At 69.0% G+C, this 18,050-nt stretch carries 21 protein-coding genes; 11 read left to right on the top strand and 10 right to left on the bottom strand.

All coding sequences use genetic code 11. The features are described 5' to 3' along the window. Positions 1-24 precede the first annotated feature (24 nt). Complete coding sequence (locus tag ACXJKM_RS09515) at positions 25-1,350, bottom strand: DUF4397 domain-containing protein (RefSeq protein ID WP_056190891.1); 1,326 nt, start codon at positions 1,348-1,350, stop codon at positions 25-27. Between the two features lie 215 nt (positions 1,351-1,565). Here ACXJKM_RS09515 and ACXJKM_RS09510 point away from each other — a divergent pair, with 215 nt between their 5' ends. After that, positions 1,566-3,617, top strand: a complete 2,052-nt coding sequence (locus ACXJKM_RS09510) for an oxidoreductase (protein WP_457351925.1) — start codon at positions 1,566-1,568, stop codon at positions 3,615-3,617. On the opposite strand, the gene ACXJKM_RS09505 is transcribed toward ACXJKM_RS09510, so the two are convergent. Beyond that, the gene (locus ACXJKM_RS09505; RefSeq protein WP_457351923.1) at positions 3,614-3,820 is read right to left on the bottom strand and encodes a hypothetical protein; all 207 of its coding nucleotides are present in this window, start codon (positions 3,818-3,820) and stop codon (positions 3,614-3,616) included. The genes ACXJKM_RS09510 and ACXJKM_RS09505 overlap by 4 nt on opposite strands. Positions 3,821-4,081: 261 nt before the next feature. Here ACXJKM_RS09505 and ACXJKM_RS09500 point away from each other — a divergent pair, with 261 nt between their 5' ends. Next, positions 4,082-4,471, top strand: a complete 390-nt coding sequence (locus ACXJKM_RS09500) for a cupin domain-containing protein (RefSeq protein WP_457351921.1) — start codon at positions 4,082-4,084, stop codon at positions 4,469-4,471. Here ACXJKM_RS09500 and ACXJKM_RS09495 read toward each other — a convergent pair. After that, positions 4,468-5,136: a DNA alkylation repair protein gene (locus ACXJKM_RS09495; RefSeq protein ID WP_457351920.1), complete on the bottom strand. Its 669-nt coding sequence runs from the start codon at positions 5,134-5,136 to the stop codon at positions 4,468-4,470. The two genes, ACXJKM_RS09500 and ACXJKM_RS09495, sit on opposite strands and share 4 nt — an antisense overlap. Positions 5,137-5,184: 48 nt before the next feature. On the opposite strand from ACXJKM_RS09495, the gene ACXJKM_RS09490 reads away from it, so the two are divergent. From ACXJKM_RS09490 to ACXJKM_RS09480, 3 genes are all read left to right on the top strand, one after another. Beyond that, positions 5,185-5,622 (top strand): MerR family transcriptional regulator, encoded by a 438-nt coding sequence (locus ACXJKM_RS09490; RefSeq protein ID WP_457351918.1) that lies wholly within the window; start codon positions 5,185-5,187, stop codon positions 5,620-5,622. Continuing rightward, a complete protein-coding gene (locus ACXJKM_RS09485) occupies positions 5,619-6,032 on the top strand; it encodes a nuclear transport factor 2 family protein (RefSeq protein ID WP_457351916.1) in 414 nt (137 codons plus the stop codon). The genes ACXJKM_RS09490 and ACXJKM_RS09485 overlap by 4 nt, the downstream gene beginning before the upstream one ends. A 108-nt stretch (positions 6,033-6,140) precedes the next feature. Next, on the top strand, positions 6,141-7,706 hold the full coding sequence (locus ACXJKM_RS09480) for a thioredoxin family protein (protein ID WP_457351914.1): 1,566 nt from the start codon (positions 6,141-6,143) through the stop codon (positions 7,704-7,706). A gap of 3 nt (positions 7,707-7,709) precedes the next feature. Here the strand turns inward: ACXJKM_RS09480 and ACXJKM_RS09475 are convergent, their stop codons facing one another. From ACXJKM_RS09475 to ACXJKM_RS09465, 3 genes are all read right to left on the bottom strand, one after another. Further along, positions 7,710-7,913 carry a hypothetical protein gene (locus ACXJKM_RS09475; protein ID WP_056190902.1) on the bottom strand — a complete coding sequence of 68 codons (204 nt, stop codon included), beginning with the start codon at positions 7,911-7,913 and terminating at the stop codon, positions 7,710-7,712. Positions 7,914-7,984: 71 nt separating this feature from the next. Further along, positions 7,985-8,116 (bottom strand): hypothetical protein, encoded by a 132-nt coding sequence (locus tag ACXJKM_RS09470; protein ID WP_268795217.1) that lies wholly within the window; start codon positions 8,114-8,116, stop codon positions 7,985-7,987. Positions 8,117-8,173: 57 nt separating this feature from the next. Next, on the bottom strand, positions 8,174-9,055 hold the full coding sequence (locus ACXJKM_RS09465) for a LysR family transcriptional regulator (RefSeq protein WP_457351912.1): 882 nt from the start codon (positions 9,053-9,055) through the stop codon (positions 8,174-8,176). Between the two features lie 111 nt (positions 9,056-9,166). On the opposite strand from ACXJKM_RS09465, the gene ACXJKM_RS09460 reads away from it, so the two are divergent. The 6 genes from ACXJKM_RS09460 (at position 9,167) to ACXJKM_RS09435 (ending at position 15,038) form a co-directional block, all read left to right on the top strand. Then, positions 9,167-10,060, top strand: coding sequence for an amino acid ABC transporter substrate-binding protein (locus ACXJKM_RS09460; protein ID WP_457351910.1), 894 nt, complete (start codon positions 9,167-9,169; stop codon positions 10,058-10,060). A 197-nt stretch (positions 10,061-10,257) separates the two neighbouring features. Continuing rightward, a complete protein-coding gene (gene cuyB, locus ACXJKM_RS09455; protein ID WP_457351908.1) occupies positions 10,258-10,956 on the top strand; it encodes a cysteate racemase in 699 nt (232 codons plus the stop codon). A gap of 124 nt (positions 10,957-11,080) precedes the next feature. Then, positions 11,081-12,559, top strand: coding sequence for an alpha/beta fold hydrolase (locus ACXJKM_RS09450; RefSeq protein WP_457351906.1), 1,479 nt, complete (start codon positions 11,081-11,083; stop codon positions 12,557-12,559). After that, positions 12,556-13,350 carry an ABC transporter ATP-binding protein gene (locus ACXJKM_RS09445; protein WP_457321018.1) on the top strand — a complete coding sequence of 265 codons (795 nt, stop codon included), beginning with the start codon at positions 12,556-12,558 and terminating at the stop codon, positions 13,348-13,350. Before ACXJKM_RS09450 ends, ACXJKM_RS09445 begins: the two co-directional genes overlap by 4 nt. Beyond that, positions 13,347-14,510 carry an ABC transporter permease gene (locus ACXJKM_RS09440; RefSeq protein WP_457321016.1) on the top strand — a complete coding sequence of 388 codons (1,164 nt, stop codon included), beginning with the start codon at positions 13,347-13,349 and terminating at the stop codon, positions 14,508-14,510. The genes ACXJKM_RS09445 and ACXJKM_RS09440 overlap by 4 nt, the downstream gene beginning before the upstream one ends. A 12-nt stretch (positions 14,511-14,522) precedes the next feature. Beyond that, positions 14,523-15,038, top strand: a complete 516-nt coding sequence (locus ACXJKM_RS09435) for a hypothetical protein (protein WP_457321015.1) — start codon at positions 14,523-14,525, stop codon at positions 15,036-15,038. On the opposite strand, the gene ACXJKM_RS09430 is transcribed toward ACXJKM_RS09435, so the two are convergent. The 4 genes from ACXJKM_RS09430 to ACXJKM_RS09415 all read right to left on the bottom strand — a co-directional run bounded on the left by ACXJKM_RS09430 (position 15,035) and on the right by ACXJKM_RS09415 (position 18,019). Beyond that, positions 15,035-15,529 carry a hypothetical protein gene (locus ACXJKM_RS09430; protein WP_457351904.1) on the bottom strand — a complete coding sequence of 165 codons (495 nt, stop codon included), beginning with the start codon at positions 15,527-15,529 and terminating at the stop codon, positions 15,035-15,037. The two genes, ACXJKM_RS09435 and ACXJKM_RS09430, sit on opposite strands and share 4 nt — an antisense overlap. Positions 15,530-15,549: 20 nt before the next feature. After that, positions 15,550-16,599: a TlpA family protein disulfide reductase gene (locus ACXJKM_RS09425; RefSeq protein WP_457351902.1), complete on the bottom strand. Its 1,050-nt coding sequence runs from the start codon at positions 16,597-16,599 to the stop codon at positions 15,550-15,552. A 160-nt stretch (positions 16,600-16,759) separates the two neighbouring features. Beyond that, on the bottom strand, positions 16,760-17,728 hold the full coding sequence (locus ACXJKM_RS09420) for a Bug family tripartite tricarboxylate transporter substrate binding protein (protein ID WP_457351900.1): 969 nt from the start codon (positions 17,726-17,728) through the stop codon (positions 16,760-16,762). Between the two features lie 33 nt (positions 17,729-17,761). Beyond that, positions 17,762-18,019 carry a YkgJ family cysteine cluster protein gene (locus ACXJKM_RS09415; protein WP_457324040.1) on the bottom strand — a complete coding sequence of 86 codons (258 nt, stop codon included), beginning with the start codon at positions 18,017-18,019 and terminating at the stop codon, positions 17,762-17,764. Between the last annotated feature and the right edge of the window lie 31 nt (positions 18,020-18,050).

Below are 18,050 nucleotides of genomic sequence, written 5' to 3'. Positions count from 1 at the left end.
GGGGGCTTTATGCAAGGGGAGAGCTTACGGGCGCTCGCGCTTGGGCAGGGCGCTCATGAAGGGCACCGGCGAGGTCGCCGTGCCGGGCGTCGTCGTGGTGGGCACCGCGAAGAAGGTCCACACGCTGTTTGCGGGGAAGGCCAGCGCAGCGTTGGTGTAGATCGACGAGGACGTCGTCGGCACCGTCACGTCCACCTGCGAAGCCGTCGTCGACGAGATGCTGTTGGGCACCGAGGCCGTGCCGGGCAGCACATTGGACGCGATGGCGCTGAAGTCGACGTTCACCGACACGCCCGAGGTCTGGGCGGCGAGGGCGTTGACCAAGCGGATCTTCACGTTGCCGTTGACGGTGGGCAGGCGGTTGTCGTCGTCCAGCACCGACATCTTGGGCGCGGCGGCGTCACCCCAGACCAGCAAGGTGTAGTCCTTGCCGGCGGCCAGGGTCGGGGCCGTGAAGCTGACCGGGGCGCCGTTGACCTGGGTGGACAGCGTGCTGGCGCCCGAGGCGGTCGTCACGTAGTCGCTGATCAGCGGGCTGATGGCGCTGCTGAACATCTGCTGGCCGTTGAGGGACGAGCCCACCGTGCCACCCGCGGTGAGGGCGGCGACAGTGCGCACGCGGCTCTGGGTGTTGGCGAAGTTCTTGACGGCGCCCTTCTGGACCACCGTGATGCCATTGACGAGCACGCCGCCATCGGAGGCCGTCAGGATCAGCGTGTTGACGCTGGCCGAGTCGAGCGTGACGGCCGGGATGTCCAGGCGCAGGTCGGTGCGCTTGTTGTAGCCGGTCACGCGCACGCGGAAGGTGCCCGAGTTGAGCGTGATGTAACCGCTGCCGGCGCCGCCCTGCAGGTTGGTCGTCAGCGCGGTGGCGGAGTTGATGTCGTCGGTGGCAGTCGTCACGTAGACGTCCATCGCGCCGGCATCGGGGGCCAGGTTCAGCACCAGCAGCTTGGCGCTGCTGGCGGCGGGCGCCGTCTCAGCCTCTTGCAGCAGCGTCGTGCGGATGGCGCCGGCGAAGCCGTAGGTGATGAAGGTGTAGTTGGTGCCCGAAGTCAGCGTGGGCGTCAGGGCCGACACACTGGTACCCACGGGGTCGGCCAGCACCTTGGTCGCGGTGTTGGCGGTGTCGACCTTGGCGTACTCGCCCACGCTCGCATAAGCCACACCGGTATTGATCTTGACATCGTTGACCGACAACGACAGTGCGCTGTAGGAACGCGTGGCGTTGAGCAGGCGGACCTGCGTATCGCTGCTGCCGCCGCCACCGCCGCCGCAGGCGGTCAGGAAAGCAGTGGCCGACAGGCTCAGCGTCAGGACCAGCCGGGTGGCCCAGGGGGTGAATCGCATCGAGAACTCTCCGAAAAAACCAAACCGCCGGGCACTCATCGACAAGAGTGCGGCCAAGAACGCGGATCGCGATTAGAACTCAAGCCGAGGATGTCACGATTTCCACCATCTAGCGGTGGGTGAAGAACTGTTGCTGAGATGAGGGTCTGCCCCAATGCTGAGGTGAGGAGAGCACTCCAATTCTTGGGGGGTGTCGCTGGTTAGCATCCGCCGCCATGAACTATCCCCATCTGCTCGCGCCCCTGGACCTCGGCTTCACGACGCTGAAGAACCGCGTGCTGATGGGCAGCATGCACACCGGGCTGGAGGATGGGCGCAAGCATTTCGAGCGCATGGCGGTGTTCTTCGCCGAACGGGCCCGTGGCGAGGTGGGCCTGATCGTCACCGGCGGCTTCGCGCCCAATATCGAAGGCTGGGCCAAGCCCTTCGCGGGCACGCTGGCCACCTCGGGCGCGGCGCGGCGCCACAAGATCATCACCGACGCCGTGCATGCCGAGGGCGGCAAGATCGCGCTGCAGATCCTGCACACCGGCCGCTATGGTTATTCGCCGCTGTGCGTGGCGCCGTCGCGTATCCAGAGCCCGATCAGCCCGTTCACGCCACGTGAGCTCAGCTCGCGTGGCATCGAGCGCCAGATCCGTGCCTTCATCCGCTGCGCGAAGCTGGCCCGCGAGGCCGGCTACGACGGCGTGGAGGTGATGGGCTCCGAGGGTTACTTCATCAACCAGTTCCTGGTGGAACACACCAACCAGCGCACCGACGACTGGGGCGGCAGCTACGAGAACCGCATGCGCCTGCCGCTGGAGATCCTGGCGCGCATGCGCGAGGCCGTCGGGCCGGACTTCATCATCATCTACCGCCTGTCCATGCTGGACCTGGTGCCGGGCGGCAGCAGCTGGGAGGAGGTGGTGGAGTTGGGTCGGCGCGTCGCCAAGGGCGGCGCCACTCTCATCAACACCGGCATCGGCTGGCACGAGGCGCGCATCCCGACCATCGCCACCAGCGTGCCGCGCGCGGGCTTTGCCTGGGTGACGGCAAAGCTTCGCGCCAAGCTGCGCGAGGAAGGCATCGCGACGCCGCTGATCACCAGCAACCGCATCAACACGCCCGAGGTGGCCGAAGGCGTGCTGGCCGATGGCAGCGCCGACATGGTGTCGATGGCCCGGCCCTTCCTGGCCGATGCCGAGTTCGTCAAGAAGGCGCGCCAGGGCAGGGCGGACGAGATCAACACCTGCATYGCCTGCAACCAGGCCTGCCTGGACCACRCCTTCGCGCAGAAGATCTCGACCTGCCTCGTCAACCCACGGGCGGCCTACGAGCAGGAGATCGTGATCAAGCCGGTGAATGGCGCGAAGAAGCGCATTGCTGTCGTCGGCGCCGGCCCCGCAGGCCTGGCCGCGGCGACGACGTTGGCCGAGCGCGGCCATGCGGTGACGCTGTTCGACGCGGCGGCAGAGATCGGTGGCCAGTTCAACATGGCCAAGCGCATTCCGGGCAAGGAGGAGTTCAGCGAGACGCTGCGCTATTTCCGCCGCCGCATCGAGATCACCGGCGTCGAACTGAAGCTGAACTGTCGGGCCTCGGCCGAAGACCTGAAGGGCTTTGACGAGGTGCTGCTGGCCACCGGCGTGAGCGCGCGCAACCCGCGCATCAAGGGCCAGGACGAAGGCCAGGCGCGCGGCCAGGTGCTGAGCTATATCGATGTGCTGAGGCACGGCAAGCCGGTGGGCGGGCGCGTGGCCATCGTTGGCGCGGGCGGCATCGGCTTCGACGTGGCCGAATACCTGCTGGAAGCCGGCCATTCGCTGACGCTGGACCCGGCGGCCTGGCGCCGCCACTGGGGCGTGGGCGATCCGGAACAGGTGCGTGCCGGTCTGCTGCGGCCGGCTCCCGAGGCGCCCACCCGCCAGATCACGCTGCTGCAGCGCAAGGCCGGCAAGCCCGGCGCGGGCCTGGGCAAGACGACCGGCTGGATCCACCGCGCGGCGCTGAAGATGAAGAACGTCGACATGCTGGCCAGCGTCAACTACGAGCAGATCACGCCCGAGGGCCTGTGGGTCAGCTATGGCGAGAAGCGGGCTGATGCCCAGCTGATCGAGGCGGACACCATCGTGCTGTGCGCCGGCCAGGAGCCGCTGCGCGAACTCGAGGCGCCCTTGAAGGCCGCTGGCGTCAACGTCCACCTGATCGGCGGCGCGCTGGAGGCGGGCGAACTGGACGCCAAGCGCGCCATCCTGCAAGGCACCCAGCTGGCCTGCACGCTTTAGTTCTGGGAGAGTTGCCAGAGCTGGTACAGCGTGTCGTTGTCCTGCTCGCAGACTTCCAGGCCGGTGGCCAGGTCGAAGCTGGAGTCATACCAGCCGCAGATTTCCGGCTTGCCGCCTGCCACCCCGGTGCGTGACCGGGCGGGCATGGCCACGGGCAGCTTGGAGTTGGACCAGGGCGACTGCGACGAGCTGAAGAATTGCATGGTGAGGGCTCCGTGATCTGAAGGCTCGGCGTGGTGTTCAACGCCATGCCGTCAGCATCGGCGCCCAGCCCTTTTGGGGACATCACCCGGAGGGTGGAGCGAGGGGGGAGACCACCCCGGCACATCCCCCGGCTCTCCCACCAAAGAGGGAGCAAAACTGGGGTCAGAGTCGATTTATGACCCAGTCGTTGTCCCCTCACGGTCACGGCCAGCGCCGTCGGGCTACGCTGGCGCCCCCCTCTCTTCGCCGATGCCCGCGCCATGTCCAACGCCCCCGCCTCCGCTCACGTCGCTGTCAGCCCTGTCGACGTCGCCGCCAGCCTGACCGAGTTCTGGTCGCCACGCGTCGTCGGCGCCTTCGATGACAACTACGTCAAGGTCGCCAAGGTGCAGGGGACTTTCGGCTGGCACCGCCACCCCGACGAGGACGAGCTCTTCCACATCCTGCGCGGCCGGCTGCGGATCGAGTTGCGCAACGGCCCCGTGACGCTGGAAGCCGGGCAGATGTTCGTCGTGCCGCGCGGCGTGGAGCACTGCCCGGTCGCCGAGGAGGAGTGCCTGTTGATGCTGATCGAGCGCAAGACGACGCTGCACAGCGGCGACACGCCCAACGAGAAGACGCGCTCCATCGAAGAGCAGCTCGGCAGCTAGCCAGCGCCCCGGCTGAGCTCGCGGCGTGCGTCGGTGCCTATCCAGCGCGCCGATTTCTCATCACGCTGGCACAGCCGCTCCGCCACAGTGAGCGCAGGCTCACGTAGCGCCTTGCTGCGTTTTCCGATCTGCCGCAGCGCCCAGTTGACGGCCTTCTTGACGAAGTTGCGTTCGTCATCAGCCGCGGCTTCGATGAGCGGCAGGCGGGCGATGAAGTCGGCATCCGGCCGCTGCTTCTGATGCACCGCGGCCACCGCCAGCAGCGTGAAGCCGGCGCGTTTCTCGAACTCGGGCTCGCGCGCCGCCCAGCGCGGGATCGCATCCCAGGCCAGCGGACTCTTGACGAAGGCATTGGTGCAGGCCTGGTCGCAGACATCCCAGGCGCGCATGTCGGCGACCCAATGGTCCATCTGCTTCAGAGTGAACTTCGCCGGCTCGGCCACCATGCCGGCCAGGATCTGGGCATCGGGGATGCCGGTGTCCCACAACGCCAGGGCCAGCCCGTGGTCGCGCTTGAACTCGCGGGCCAGCGCGCGCAGCGTCGGCACGGCCAGGCCCAGGCGCCCCTCGCCGGTCAGGCCGAAGCGCGCCATGCCTTCGAGCTGATCCGGGCGGGCCGCGGAACGCAGGCGTTGGAGGGCGAGGTCGAGTGGCGGTGTGCTCATGACGATGGCGCTTGACTTAGAGCGCACTCTAGGTCGTCCAATGGCCACATGACAGCCCTGGCCGACCCGCCCCTGCTGCTGATTGGCGCCCTGGCGGCGCGCTGCGGCAAATCTGTCCACGCGATCCGCTGGTACGAGGCCCAGGGCCTGGTGCCCGGCGTGGCACGGGACGCCGGCGGCCGGCGGCGCTACCGCGAGCAGCACGTCGCCTGGCTCGAGCTGATGGAACGCCTGCGCATCACCGGCATGTCCATCGCCGAGATGCGCCGCTACACCGAGTTGGTCACCCAGGGCCGCAAGAGCCTGGCGGCGCGCCGCGGCATGCTCGCCGCCCACCGCGCCGACGTGCTGGCGACGATCTCGCGCTGGCAGGAGGCCCTGACCGCGCTGGACCAGAAGCTGGCTTTCTACGACGACTGGATCGCCACCGGCCAACGCCCGGCGCGTGATCCGCTCAAGCCCCTCAACCCCGGAATCAAGCCATGACCGATATCGACACGCCCACTGCCAACAAGGCCCTGCTGCAATCCATCTACGCCGCCCTGGCCGATGGCGACGGCGCCCCCTTCGTTGCCGCCATGGACGAGGACTTCAGCTGGACCATCGCCGGCGTCTCTCCCTGGTCGCGCCGCTGGGCCGGCCGCGACGTGGTGCGCGGGCAGTTGCTGCAGCCGCTGTTCCAGCGCTTTGCGACGCGCTACCGCAGCCGCGCCCAGCGCTTCATCGCTGAGGGCGACCATGTCGTCGTGCAATGCCAGGGCGAGGTGCAGACCCACGCGGGCGAGGCCTACAACAACCACTACTGCATGGTGTTCCGCCTGCAGGCCGGCCGGCTCAAGGAGGTGACCGAGTACATGGACACCGACCTCGCCTGCCGCGTGCTCGGGTCGCCCTGAGCGGCGCTGGCCATGACTGATGCGGCCAGCTCATAAGCCCATTCGGCGAACGCGCATGGCCTGTCGCAAAGCCTAGGACAATTGCGCCACCCCTTCTCGTCGCCTGCCATGAAGCTGCTACCCCTCTTCTCGACGCTTGCGCTGGCCCTGACCCTGAGCTGGGCCCCTGCCCACGCCGCCACCGGCCCGGGCGTGTCCTGGCAAGCCGCCGCGGCCGATGCCGACATCGACCGCTACTTCGTCCAGGCCAAGGCCGAGAAGAAGCCGGTGCTGCTGTACTGGGGCGCCAAGTGGTGCCCGCCGTGCAACCAGCTCAAGGCGACGCTGTTCAACCGCGCCGACTTCATCGAGCAGAGCAAGGCTTTCGTCGCCGTGGGCATCGACGGCGATGCGCCCGGTGCGCAAAAGCTCGGCACACGCTTCAAGGTACGCGGCTACCCGACGCTGATCCTGTTCAACCCGGCCGGCAGCGAGATCACCCGCCTGCCGGGCGAGGCCGATGCGGCCCAGGTCATGAAGGTGCTGCAGCTCGGCCTGTCCAGCGGCCGCCCGGTGAAGGCGGTGCTGGCCGATGCCCTCAATTCAAAATCCACGGGCAAGAAGCTGTCGGCCAATGAATGGCGGCTGCTGGGCTTCTATGGCTGGGAGACCGACGAGCAACAACTGCTGCCGGTGGCGCAGCGCCCGGCGACGCTGTCCCAATTGGCCAAGGCCAGCGAAGGCGCCGATGCCGAGACGACGACGCGGCTGTGGCTGAAGTCCATCGGCGCGATGGCCGAGGGCAAGCCGGCCGATCCCACACAGCTGCCACGTCTGCGCGCCGTGCTGGCGGACGCAGCCCAATCCCGTGCCCACATGGACGTGCTGACCAACGAGGCGCCCGACCTGGTCAAGGCGCTCGCCCCGCAACCCGGCGAGGCGCGCAACGCCCTCGTCGCCGAGTTCGATGCGGCGTTGAAACGCCTCAACGAAGACGCCACGTTGTCCCGCGCCGACCGCCTGAACGCGCTGCAGGGCCGCATCGATCTGGCTCGGCTGGACTCGCCCAAGGACGACCCGAACCCGAAGAACATCCCCGCCGCGCTGCTGGCCGAGGCGCGCGAACAGGCAAGCCGCGCCAACCGCGAGATCACCGACGGCTACGAGCGCCAGGCCGTCGTCACCGAGGCCGCCCACCTGCTCGGCCGCGCCGGCCTGTGGAAGGAGAGTGACGAGCTGCTGAAGTCAGCCCTGGCGCGCAGCCACTCGCCCTACTACCTGATGAGCCAGCTCGGCGGCAACGCGAAGAAACAGGGCCGCAAGGCCGACGCGCTGCGCTGGTACGAGGAGGCCTTCAACAAGAGCGAGGGCCCGGCCACGCGCCTGCAATGGGGCACGACCTACCTCGGCGCGCTGGTCGAGCTGTCGCCCGAGGACACGCCGCGCATCGAGAAGGCGGCGGCCCAGCTCTTTACCGAGGCAGACAAGGACCCCGGCGCCTTCTACGAACGCAGCGAGCGTTCATTGAAAAAGGTGGCGACCCTGCTGGGCGCGTGGAACCAGAGCCCGGTGCAAGCCGCCGCCGTGGGCCGGCTCAAGGCCCAGCTCGACGGCGTCTGCGGCAAGCTGGATGCCGCCGATGCCAAGGCCAGGTCGGCCTGCCAGGGGCTGATGAAGCCAACCAGCAAGGCCTGACCGCTAGGAATCGGACAGCAGCGGGTCGCGCCGCAGGTCGGCGTCCACGTCCATCAGCACGCTGGCCAGTTCCAGCGTGCGCCACAGCCCTTCGGGCATGGCCAGGATGGCCTCGGGGGTGCGCGCCTGGCTGACCCAGGCACCGATCTCCGCATGCTGCTCGGCAGTCAGCAGGCAACGGTCACGCATCTCGTCGAGTGTCTGCACGCTCAGCCTTTCGTTGCGGCACGGTCGCCGTCGTGGGATGGGAATCTAAGCCATGCCCGCGACTTCAGGCATCATTTTTTGCGCGCCTTGGCCGGCGGGGGCGGCGTCTTGGCCACATCGCCGATGACCGTCTTGAGTGGGCAGACCCGGAAGGCCGGGCACTTGGCGCAGCCGACTACGGCAGCGATCGGGCAGAGGGTCATGGCTGGCGTTCCGGCGGGCTGAGGGATTGCGGCCCAGCATACGCCGCCACGGCCGCGTCAGGCCGTGATGACCGTGCGAAAGGCGGCGATGAAGTCCGCCACGGCGCGCGGCGAGCGCACGCCCTGTGGCTGCACGGCGTGCACCTCCACCGGCACTTCGGGCAGCAGGGTGCGCACGTGCAGGCCCTCGCCCGTGGCGGCCTGGGCAGTGAAGGAGTCGATGATGGCGGGGCCGAAGCCCTGCTCGGCCATGACCATGGCGATATGGTGCGTCTGCACCGTCATGCCGGCCTTGGCGACCAGGCCCAGGCGTGACCAGTGATCGGCCAGCACGGCGCCCAGCGGGTCGCGCTCGTCGATGCGGATGAAGGGCTCGCGCAGCACCTCCTGCATCGTCACCGTCGTGCGCTTGTCGGCCGGCGTCTTGCGCGCGGACACGCAGACCAGCCGCCCCGCCGCGACGAATTCGTCCTGCAGCGCCGGATGCGGCAGCTTGCCGTAGACGATGCCGACATCGCCCTCCTGCAGCGCCATCGCGCGGGCGATATCGTTGGAGTGCAGCGTGCGCACCGACACCGGCATGCCCGCATGCGCCTTGCGGAAGATGCGCAGCGCGTCCGGCAGCGCACGCACCGCGAGCGACGGCACGATGAGGATGCGCAAGGGGTGGTCCTGGTCCTGCCGCAGCGCCGAGGCCATGCGGCGCAGCGACTCCAGCTGCAGCATCAGCGCCTGCACCTCGGGGTAGAGGGCCTGGGCTTCACGCGTGGGCACCAGGCGGCGCTTCTGGCGCGTGAACAGCGCGTAGCCAAGCTGCAGCTCTGCGTGCTGCAGCGTCTGCGTGACGGCGGGCTGGGTCACGTGCAGCAGCTTGGCGGCGGCGCCGACGCTGCCGGTCAGCATGACGGCGTGGAAAACTTCGACGTGCTTGATCCTCATGGCGGCCTTCATTAGGTCAGCTGATGAGATGGCGGTCAAACGCGATGCACGGCCGGGGCCGGTTTTCCTAGCATCCAGCCCATCGATCAACACCCCGCCATGGAGGACTTCATGAAGCATTCCGCCGCTGCCGCCACCCTAGCCGGCCTGACGTGCCTGACAGGCCTGTGCGCCCACGCCGAACCCGGCACGCTCGACAAGGTGAAGGCCTCGGGCACGATCACGCTCGCCTACCGCGAGTCGTCCATTCCCTTCTCCTACCTCGGCGAAGACGCCAAGCCCACCGGCTTTGGCTGGGAGATCTGCGCCAAGGTCGTCGAGCAGGTGAAGAAGGCCACCGGCCGCGCCGACCTGAAGGTGGCCGCGCAGGCCGTGACCTCGCAGAACCGCATCCCGCTGCTGACCAACGGCACCATCGACATCGAATGCGGCTCGACGACCAACAACAGCGCGCGCAACAAGCAGGTCGCGTTCTCGATCAACTACTTCTACACCGGCACACGGCTGCTCGTGAAGGCCGGCTCATCGGTGCAGGGTTTCGCTGACCTGAAGGGGCGCAAGGTCGTCTCGACCTCGGGCACCACCAACGTCCAGGTGCTGCGCAGGTTCAACGTCGAGCGCGACCTGGGCTTTGAGCTGCTGGGAGCCAAGGACCATGCCGAATCGGCCCTGCTCGTGCAGCAAGGCCGCGCGGACGCCTTCGGCATGGACGACATCCTGCTGTTCGGCCTGCGCGCCAGCGCCCAGGACCCAGCCTCGCTGGCCATCGTCGGCGAGGCGCTGCAGGTCGAACCCTACGCCATCATGCTGCGCAAGGACGACCCGGCCTTCAAGAAGCTCGTCGACGACACCGTGGCCGGGCTGATGAAGAGCGGCGAGTTCGAGGCGCTGTACAAGAAGTGGTTCCAGTCGCCCATCGCGCCGCGCGGCATCAACCTGAACGCGCCCATGAGCCCGGAGCTGCGCGACAACCTCAAGCAGCTGTCCGACAAGCCGGCCGTCTGAAGTGAAAGTACGCCCCTCGCCCAGTCTTGCCGCGCTGAACGCGGGCAAGCCCAGTCGGTCCCCCAGGGGGACGGCGATTCTTGCGGCGTCGAGCCGCAAGCACATCGCCCACCGGGCCGGCTTGGGGCGGCCCGGCGCTCGGCCCGAAGAATCCTTCATGCGTCGCGGGTGCCACGACCGCGGAATGGACAACTGACATGAACGTCATCGGCGTGCTGGGCGGCATGGGCCCGCTGGCCACGGTCGACTTCATGCGCAAGGTGCTGGACGCCACATCGGCCGCGCGCGATCAGGACCACGTGCCGATGATCGTCAGCTGCCTGCCGCAGATCCCCGACCGCACCGCCGCCTTCCGGGGCTTGGGCGACTCGCCGCTGGAGGCCATCGTCGCCAGCGGCCGGCGGCTGACGTCGGCCGGCGCCGACCTCATCGTCATGCCCTGCAACACCGCCCATCTGTGGTTCGACGAGGTCCAGGCCCAGCTGCAGCGGCCCATGCTCCACCTCGTCGACGCGGCGCTGCGCGAGGCGCTGGACCTGGCCGGGCCCGAGGCCCGCATCGGCCTGCTGGCCACCGACGCGACCACCGCCTCGGGCCTGTATATCAACCGCCGCCTGGCCGACGCGCCGCCGGTGCAGTGGCTGCTGCCGACCGCCGCCGAAATGCTGGAGCGCGTCATGCCCGGCATCGAGGCCGTCAAGGCCGGCCGGCTGCAGGACGGCCAGGCCCTGCTGGCCGACGCGGCTCGCGCATTGCGCCAGCGCGGCGCGGCCGTCCTCGTGCTGGCCTGCACGGAGATCCCCATCGTGCTGGACGCCGCAGCCTGCGGCCTGCCGGTCGTCGATGCGACGGCGGCCCTGGCGCGCCWTGTTGTCGCCAGCGTGGGCCGGGGCTGAAGCCACCCACGCGCGCTTTCCCGCCGCTCGCGCGGCTGCTACCGCCACTCATCCCGGCCCATTGCCCCATGCCGCCGCCCGGGCCGGATACTGCTTGCCACTGCAACGACAAGAAGAGATTGGCATGCGTGATTGGCGAGGACGCCTGCTGGCCCTGCTGACGATGGCCGGCCTGTGCACGGTGGCGGCCGCGGGGCCGCTCAAGCCCTGCCGCATCGACGGCATCCCCAACGAGCTGCAATGCGGCAGCCTGCAGCGCCCGCTGGACCCAGCCCGGCCGGACGGCGTGAAGGTGGACATCCACTACCTCGTGGTTCCAGCGCTGGCGCGCAACAAGCAGCCCGACGCGGTGCTGCTGCTGGCCGGCGGGCCTGGCCAGAGCGCGATCAAGGTGGCCGCGCGCGTGCTGCCGCGCCTGTCCAGGCTGAACAACCGCCGCGACCTGGTTTTCATCGACCAGCGCGGCACCGGCCAATCGGCGCCGCTGGACTGCCCCGACGACAGCAAGCTCTCCGTCGCCGAGCAGCTCGAGCCCAGCGCCCAGATGCGCCGCATCGACGAATGCCGCGCCGGGCTGGAGAAGCTGCCCTATGGCCAAAACGGCGGCCTGCGCTTCTTCACGACGACCATCGCCATGCAGGACATGGACGCCGTGCGCGAGCAGCTGGGGGTGCCACAGTGGAACCTCGTCGGCGCCAGCTACGGCACGCGCGCCGCGGTGGAGTACCTGCGCCTGTTCCCCGCCAAGGTCCGCCGCACCGTCATCGACGGCGTCGCGCCGCCGGACATGATCCTGCCGGCCAGTTTCTCGACCGATGGCCAGGCGGCGCTGGACAAGCTCTTCGAGGCCCACGCCAAGACCCACCCCGAGCTGCGCGCCGACTGGCAGAAGCTGCTGGCCTCGCTGCCGCGCCAGGTCAATGTGCAGCAACCGCTGACCGGCGTGCCCGAGCGCTTCACCGTGGACCGCGACCTGGTGATGCGTTCCGTGCGCGGACCGCTCTACCAGCCAGCCCTGGCGGCCGCCTTGCCCGCCGCCATCCACGCAGCGGCCAGCGACGGCAACTTCGCCTCCCTCTTCGGCCTGACGACGGCCTTCGGCTCCAGCCCCTCGATGCGCCTGGCCATGGGCATGCACTTCTCGGTCATGTGTGCGGAGGACGCGCCCCGCATCGCCGAGGCCAAGGACGCGCCGGGCGCGGACTTCCGCACCGTCGATGCCGAGATGTATGCCCGCATCTGCAAGACCTGGCCGCGCGGCGACGTGGCGGCCGACTTCTACAAGATCCCACCCGCGCCCAGCCCGGTCCTCGTGCTGAGCGGCGGCGCCGACCCGGCCACGCCGCCACGCCATGGCGAGCATGTCGCCATGGCCCTGGGAGCTGGCCATCCGGAGCGCGTGCAGCACGTTGTGGTCGCCGAGGCGGGCCACGGCGTCATGGCCGTGGGTTGCATGCGTGACCTGATGTTCCGCTTCATCGACGCCAAGCAGGACGCGGCCGCCCTGCCCCAGGACGCCGCCTGCGCCACCCGCATCCCACGCCCTGTCGCCTTCCAGCCCGTTCAGCCCGCTCAGCCCGTCCACGGAGGGGCGGCCCAATGATCGACATCCAGGACGTTCACAAGCAGTTCATCGCCCAGAGCGGTGGCAGGCTCTTCAAGCGCCGAAACTCCAAGGACGGCAAACGCGTCGTGCATGCGGTGCAGGGCGTCAGCGTCAAGGCCGCCAACGGCCGCATCACCGGCCTGCTGGGCGCCAATGGCGCGGGCAAGACAACGACGCTGCGCATGCTGGCCGGCTTGTTCCCGCCAGATGCGGGCGCCATCAGCGTCGACGGCATCGCCGTGAAGGACGCGCCGCTGAAGGCGTTGTCGCGCATGGGCATCCTCGGCGATGCGCACGGCCTCTACCCCCGCCTGTCGGCGCGCGAGAACATCGTCTACTTCGGCCGCCTGCAGGGCATGAGCCCCGATGCCGCGAACGCGCGTGCCGAGGACCTCGCCAAGCTGCTCGACATGGGCGACATCCTGGACCGCCGCGCCGACGGCTTCAGCCAGGGCGAGCGCATGAAGACAGCGCTGGCCCGCGCGCTGGTGCACGACCCCGCCAACATCGTGCTCGACGAGCCCACCAACGGCCTGGACGTGCTGGCCACGCGCGCCCTGCGCGAGGCCCTGCGCTGGCTGCGCAGTCCCGAAGGCGGCGCCAAGTGCATCGTCTTCTCGACCCACATCATGCAGGAGGTGGAACACCTCTGCGACGAGGTCGTCGTCGTGTCCAAGGGACGCAGCGTCGCCCGCGGCAGCGTGCCGGAGCTGCTGGAACTGGCCGGCGAATCGCGTTTCGAAGACGCCTTCGTCAAGCTCGCATTTCCTGAAGAGGTGGCCGCGTGAAACAAGCCCTGATCGTTTTCATCAAGGAGCTCAGCGACGCGCTGCGCGACCGACGCACGCTGCTGCGCCTGGCTGTCCCCGCGGTGCTGATGGGGCCGCTGCTGCTGATGGCGCTGTCGGGCCTGATCGCCTCGCTCGAGGAGCGCGCCGAGAAGCGCGAGGTGCTGGCCGTCGGCATCGACACCGCGCCGACGCTGAAGAACTTCATCGAGCGCCAGACCTACACGCTCAAGGCCGCGCCCGAGGACTACGAGGCCCGGCTGCGCGCCACCACGCTGCTGGAGCCGGTGCTCGTCGTGCCCAAGGACTTCGAGGCCAAGCTGCTGGCCGGCGAGGCGCCGACGGTGGAGGTCGTCAGCGACAGCGCCAACCAGCGGGCCGAGGCGGGCGTAGGCGCCATCAAAAGCCTGCTCTGGGGCTTCAACCGCGAGCGTGCCATGCTCAACCTGGCGATGCGCGGCGTGTCCACCGAACTGCTCGAAGCCACGGACGTGCAGGAGCGTGACCTCGCCAGCGCCCAGGCCCGCGCGGCGCGGCTGACCGGCATCATCCCGATGTTCATCCTGATGGCCGTGCTCTACGGCGCGTTGACCGCAGCGCTGGACAGCACGGCAGGTGAGCGCGAGCGTGGCTCGCTGGAGCCGCTGCTGATGAACCCGGCTCCGCACGGCGCCATCGTGGCCGGCAAGTGGGGCGCCGTCGCGCTGCTGGGCATGGCCGTCGCGCTGCTGTCCTCCTTGAGCTTCGTGCCGGCGCAGTGGCTGCTCAAGAGCGACGTGCTGCAGGCCCAGTTCAGCTTTGGCGGGCCCGAGGTGCTGGCCTTCTGGCTGATCCAGATCCCGCTTGCGGCGGGCCTGTCCGCCCTGCTGATGGCGCTGGCCATCCGCTCCAAGACCTTCAAGGAGGCCCAGGCGGGCAGCACGCTGGTCATCACCGCCGTCACCTTGATGCCCATGGTCAGCCTGCTCAACCCGGGTGGCGAGGCGGCCTGGTACTACTGGGTGCCAGGTCTTGCACAGAACACGCTGATGATGGCCGTGCTCAAGGGCGAGGCGCTGCGCTGGGGCCAGGTGATGCCGGGCGTGCTCGTCGGCATCGCGCTGACGGTGGCGGCCCTGCTTTACGTGGCCCGCTCGATGCGGGCGGCGGTGGCACGGTAAGCTGCCCACCGCATGAAAAGCATCGTCTCCATGGCGGCCACGGCGCTGTTGCTGTCCGGCTGCACCAGCTTCAAGAGCTTCACTGCCTTCGAAGCCGCCACGCCGCCGGACTACAGCGGCGCCACGGCCAATGTCGCCGACAAGGTCGTGGCCATCAGCCCCCAGCAGTTGCACGTCTTCGAGATGACGCAGGTCGACGACCGGCGTCTGTCCAGCAGCAGCATGGCCAGCACGCGGGCGGGTCAGGGCAGCGGCATGACCGTCACGCCCGTGTCACTGACCAACGAGTTGCCGTTGCACGCGTCCCGCGTGCGGCTGCAGGCCGCGACCCAGTACGCCTCGCCGATGCTCGCGATGTCGAACCCGAATTGCCGCACCGTGGGCGAGGTGAGCTTCTCGCCGCAGGACGGCAAGCGCTACACCGTTGCCGGCCGCATTGCCGCCGACCGCTGCGAAGTCTGGATCGAGGAGATGGCGACCGGGCAGGTCGTCACCGAGAAGCTCACCGGCCCGGGCACCGAACGCTAACCAAGCCGTCGAGCGGCCGCCTTGAGCAAGGCCCGCGAATACCAGCGGTGAAAGCCCAGCAGCGCGTGGAAGACCCGGCCGAAGCGCGGCTCGCCGCCAGGCTCGCGGCGGCGCGGCACGACGGCCGAACCGAACCACAGCGTCGTACCCATCGCACCCGCCTCGGCCTTGAACCAGGAGCGCGTGGCGCCGCTGTCCTCGTGCATCAGCAGCTCGTCGGGCGTGCGCGCCTCGATGGTCCAGACGGCCAGGCGCGCGCCCTCACCGCGGGCGACGGCGCGCGCCATCGCGTCACTGGACGGGCGGCCGAACAGCGCAATCAGCGCTCGCTCGACCTTGAAGAGACGCGTCGTGTAGAAGGCCTCGACAAACTCGGCGAGAGTCACCGCGCGCGGGACCTTCAGCGTGTAGGCATCGGCAAAGGCACCGTGTTCCTTGGCCAGGCGGGCGAGCAGGCTGGCGGGTGGCAGCGCGGTTTCTGTGGGCGTCATGCCGCCAGCCTAACCGCCGATCAATGCAAACCGTCCAACAGGGCCTGGCGCAGTGTCGCCTCGTCGGCATTGCCTTGATGGCGACGCATGAGCTGCCCGTCCTGGAAGGTGAAGTAGATCGGCAGGCCGGGCACGGCGTACTGGGCGACGAAGTCATTGCGGCTCACCGACGTCCAGGGCTGGAAGGCCACCCGCACGAAGCTGATGCCCTTGGCCTGCTGGTTCTGGGCCAGCGCATTGAACGATGGGTTCGCGCGGATGCAGTAGATGCAGCCCGGGTCGTAGGAGCTCAGCTGCAGCACCACCCAGCCCTTGGTCTTGCGCAGCCAGGCGCTCAGCTCGGCGGGCGCGACCTCCTTGACGAAGGGGCTGGTCGCGGCTGCGGCCGCTGATGCCGGCGCCGGCGGGTTGGTTGCCGTGCGGCCCGGCGGTGACGGCAGCGGTGCATCAGCCACGGGGGCACGCTGACGTTCGACATAAGCGAGCAGCGGCCCGCGATCCAGGTTGGGCGCGCTGATCGCCTTGACGGTGGACGCATAGCCCCCGTACACCGTGCCCACACGAATGGCCACGACGGCGTCGGCGCGATGGGCGATGAGGTACATGCCGCGGTCGCCAAAGGCCTGCCAGGTCAGCTTCTTGGCCAGGTCGAGTTCATGGAACCAGTAGACCGCGGCATCCTCGGCACCGTCGGCCGCCTTGCAGGGGAAGTCGCAGACCGTGATCAGCTCGAAGCCCTGCTCGCGCAGTTGACCGGCGTAGTGGCGGGCCACCAGCAAGGGGCTGTCATCAGCCTCGTGCTTGTACTGCGTCATGACGACACTGCCCTCGTAAGGCAGGCGCCAGCGGCTCGTGCGGTTGCCGCCCTGGGCACGCTCGGGTGGGCTGATCGGCAGCGCGCCGGCTTCCAGCGGGTTGTCGTAGCGGCCCGTCTGCTGGGCCCGCGGATAGGGCCGCAGCTCGGCCACGGCGGCCTGCGCACTGGCGATGCACGCCAGCAGGGCCGCGGCACCCAGCAGTTGACGATGCCAGGCCTTCACCGCGCCGCGGTGATGTCGTTCGAATCTCATGTTTCTCCCTGAACTTCCAACCACGCCGGGCGCGGCGGCGGCAGTCTAGGAGGGACGGAGAACGGTCAGCCCGATGAACTGGTTACGACCTGTTTGCTAGGGGGCTGTCGGTGCCATCTCCCGCTCCATGGGAGTGTCGGAGACGGTCGTCATTCGGGATTCAATCCGGCCTGACCTTGGCCCGCAGGATGACGGGCTTCCAGCGCTGCTGCTCCTGGGCGATGAAGGCGGCGAACTGGGCCGGCGTGTTGCCGACAGCCTCAGCAGAGTCGGCACCCAGGCGCTCCTTGGAGCCCACCGAGCGGATGGCCTTGGCCGCCTCGACAGCCAGCTTGTCGACCGAGGCCGGCGCCATGCTGGACGGTGCCAGCAGCCCGTACCACTGCGTCATCTCGAAGCCGGGGAAGCCCTGCTCGGCCACGGTCGGTACGTCGGGCAGCTGGGGCAGGCGCTCGCGCGAGCCGGTGGCCAGGCAGCGCAGCTTGCCAGCCTTGATGAACTGCAGCACGGCCGGCGCGCCGACGGCTGCGGCCTCCAGGCGCGCGCCCAGCAGATCGGTCAGCTGCGGGCCGGTGCCGCGGTAGGGCACGTGCAGCATGAAGAGATTGGCGGCCATCTTCAGGTATTCCATCGCCAGGTGACCGGCGCTGCCATTGCCGGCCGAGCCGTAGTTCAGCTGGCCCGGGCGCTTGCGCGCGTAGGCGACGAACTCCTGCAGCGTCTTGGCGGGCACGTCGGGATGGACGACGTAGAGACTGGGCACCTTGGCCAGCAGCGTGACGGGCCGGAAGTCCTTGACCGGGTCATAGGGCAGCTTGTCGAAAATGAAGGGGTTCACGGCCAGCGTGCCGATGTGGCCGAGCACCAGGGTGTGCTGGTCGTCCGCGCGGGCGACCTCGGCCATGGCGACATTGCCGGCGCCGCCCGGCTTGTTCTCGACATACATGGTCTGGCCCAGCGACTTGGTCAGCTCGGCGGCGACGGTGCGCGCGACGATCTCGCTGCTGCCGCCCGGCGCAAAGGGCACGACGAGGCGGATGGTGCGGCTGGGCCAGGGGGTCTCGGCCCAACTCGGCAGGGCCAGACCGGCGGAGGACAACAGTAGCAGGCGGCGTTGCAGATCGGTCATGGCGGCGTGACAAAGAGCGGGCGTGGCCCGACTCTAGCCGGGCGCCGTTTCCTTCTCCATCCAACCCAGCCAGCGCATGGCCTGCTCGCGGTTCTCGCCACACATCTCCTCATGCGGCGGCAGCGAGCCGCAGACGGCGGGGCGCTCGGGCTGCCCAAAAATGCGGCAGCGGAGTTCGTCGTCCAGCTGCAGGCAACGCACACCCGCCGGCTTGCCATTCGGGTGGCCGGGGATGGGCGAGCTGATCGACGGGGCGATGCAGCAGGCGGCGCAATGCGGGCGGCATTCCATAACGGCGGAATTGTCCCTGCCGCATGAGCCT

The organism is Roseateles sp. P5_D6 (assembly GCF_054049415.1).
The sequence above is the reverse complement of the archived record's forward strand: the minus strand, read 5'-3'. Positions and strand labels throughout refer to the sequence as shown.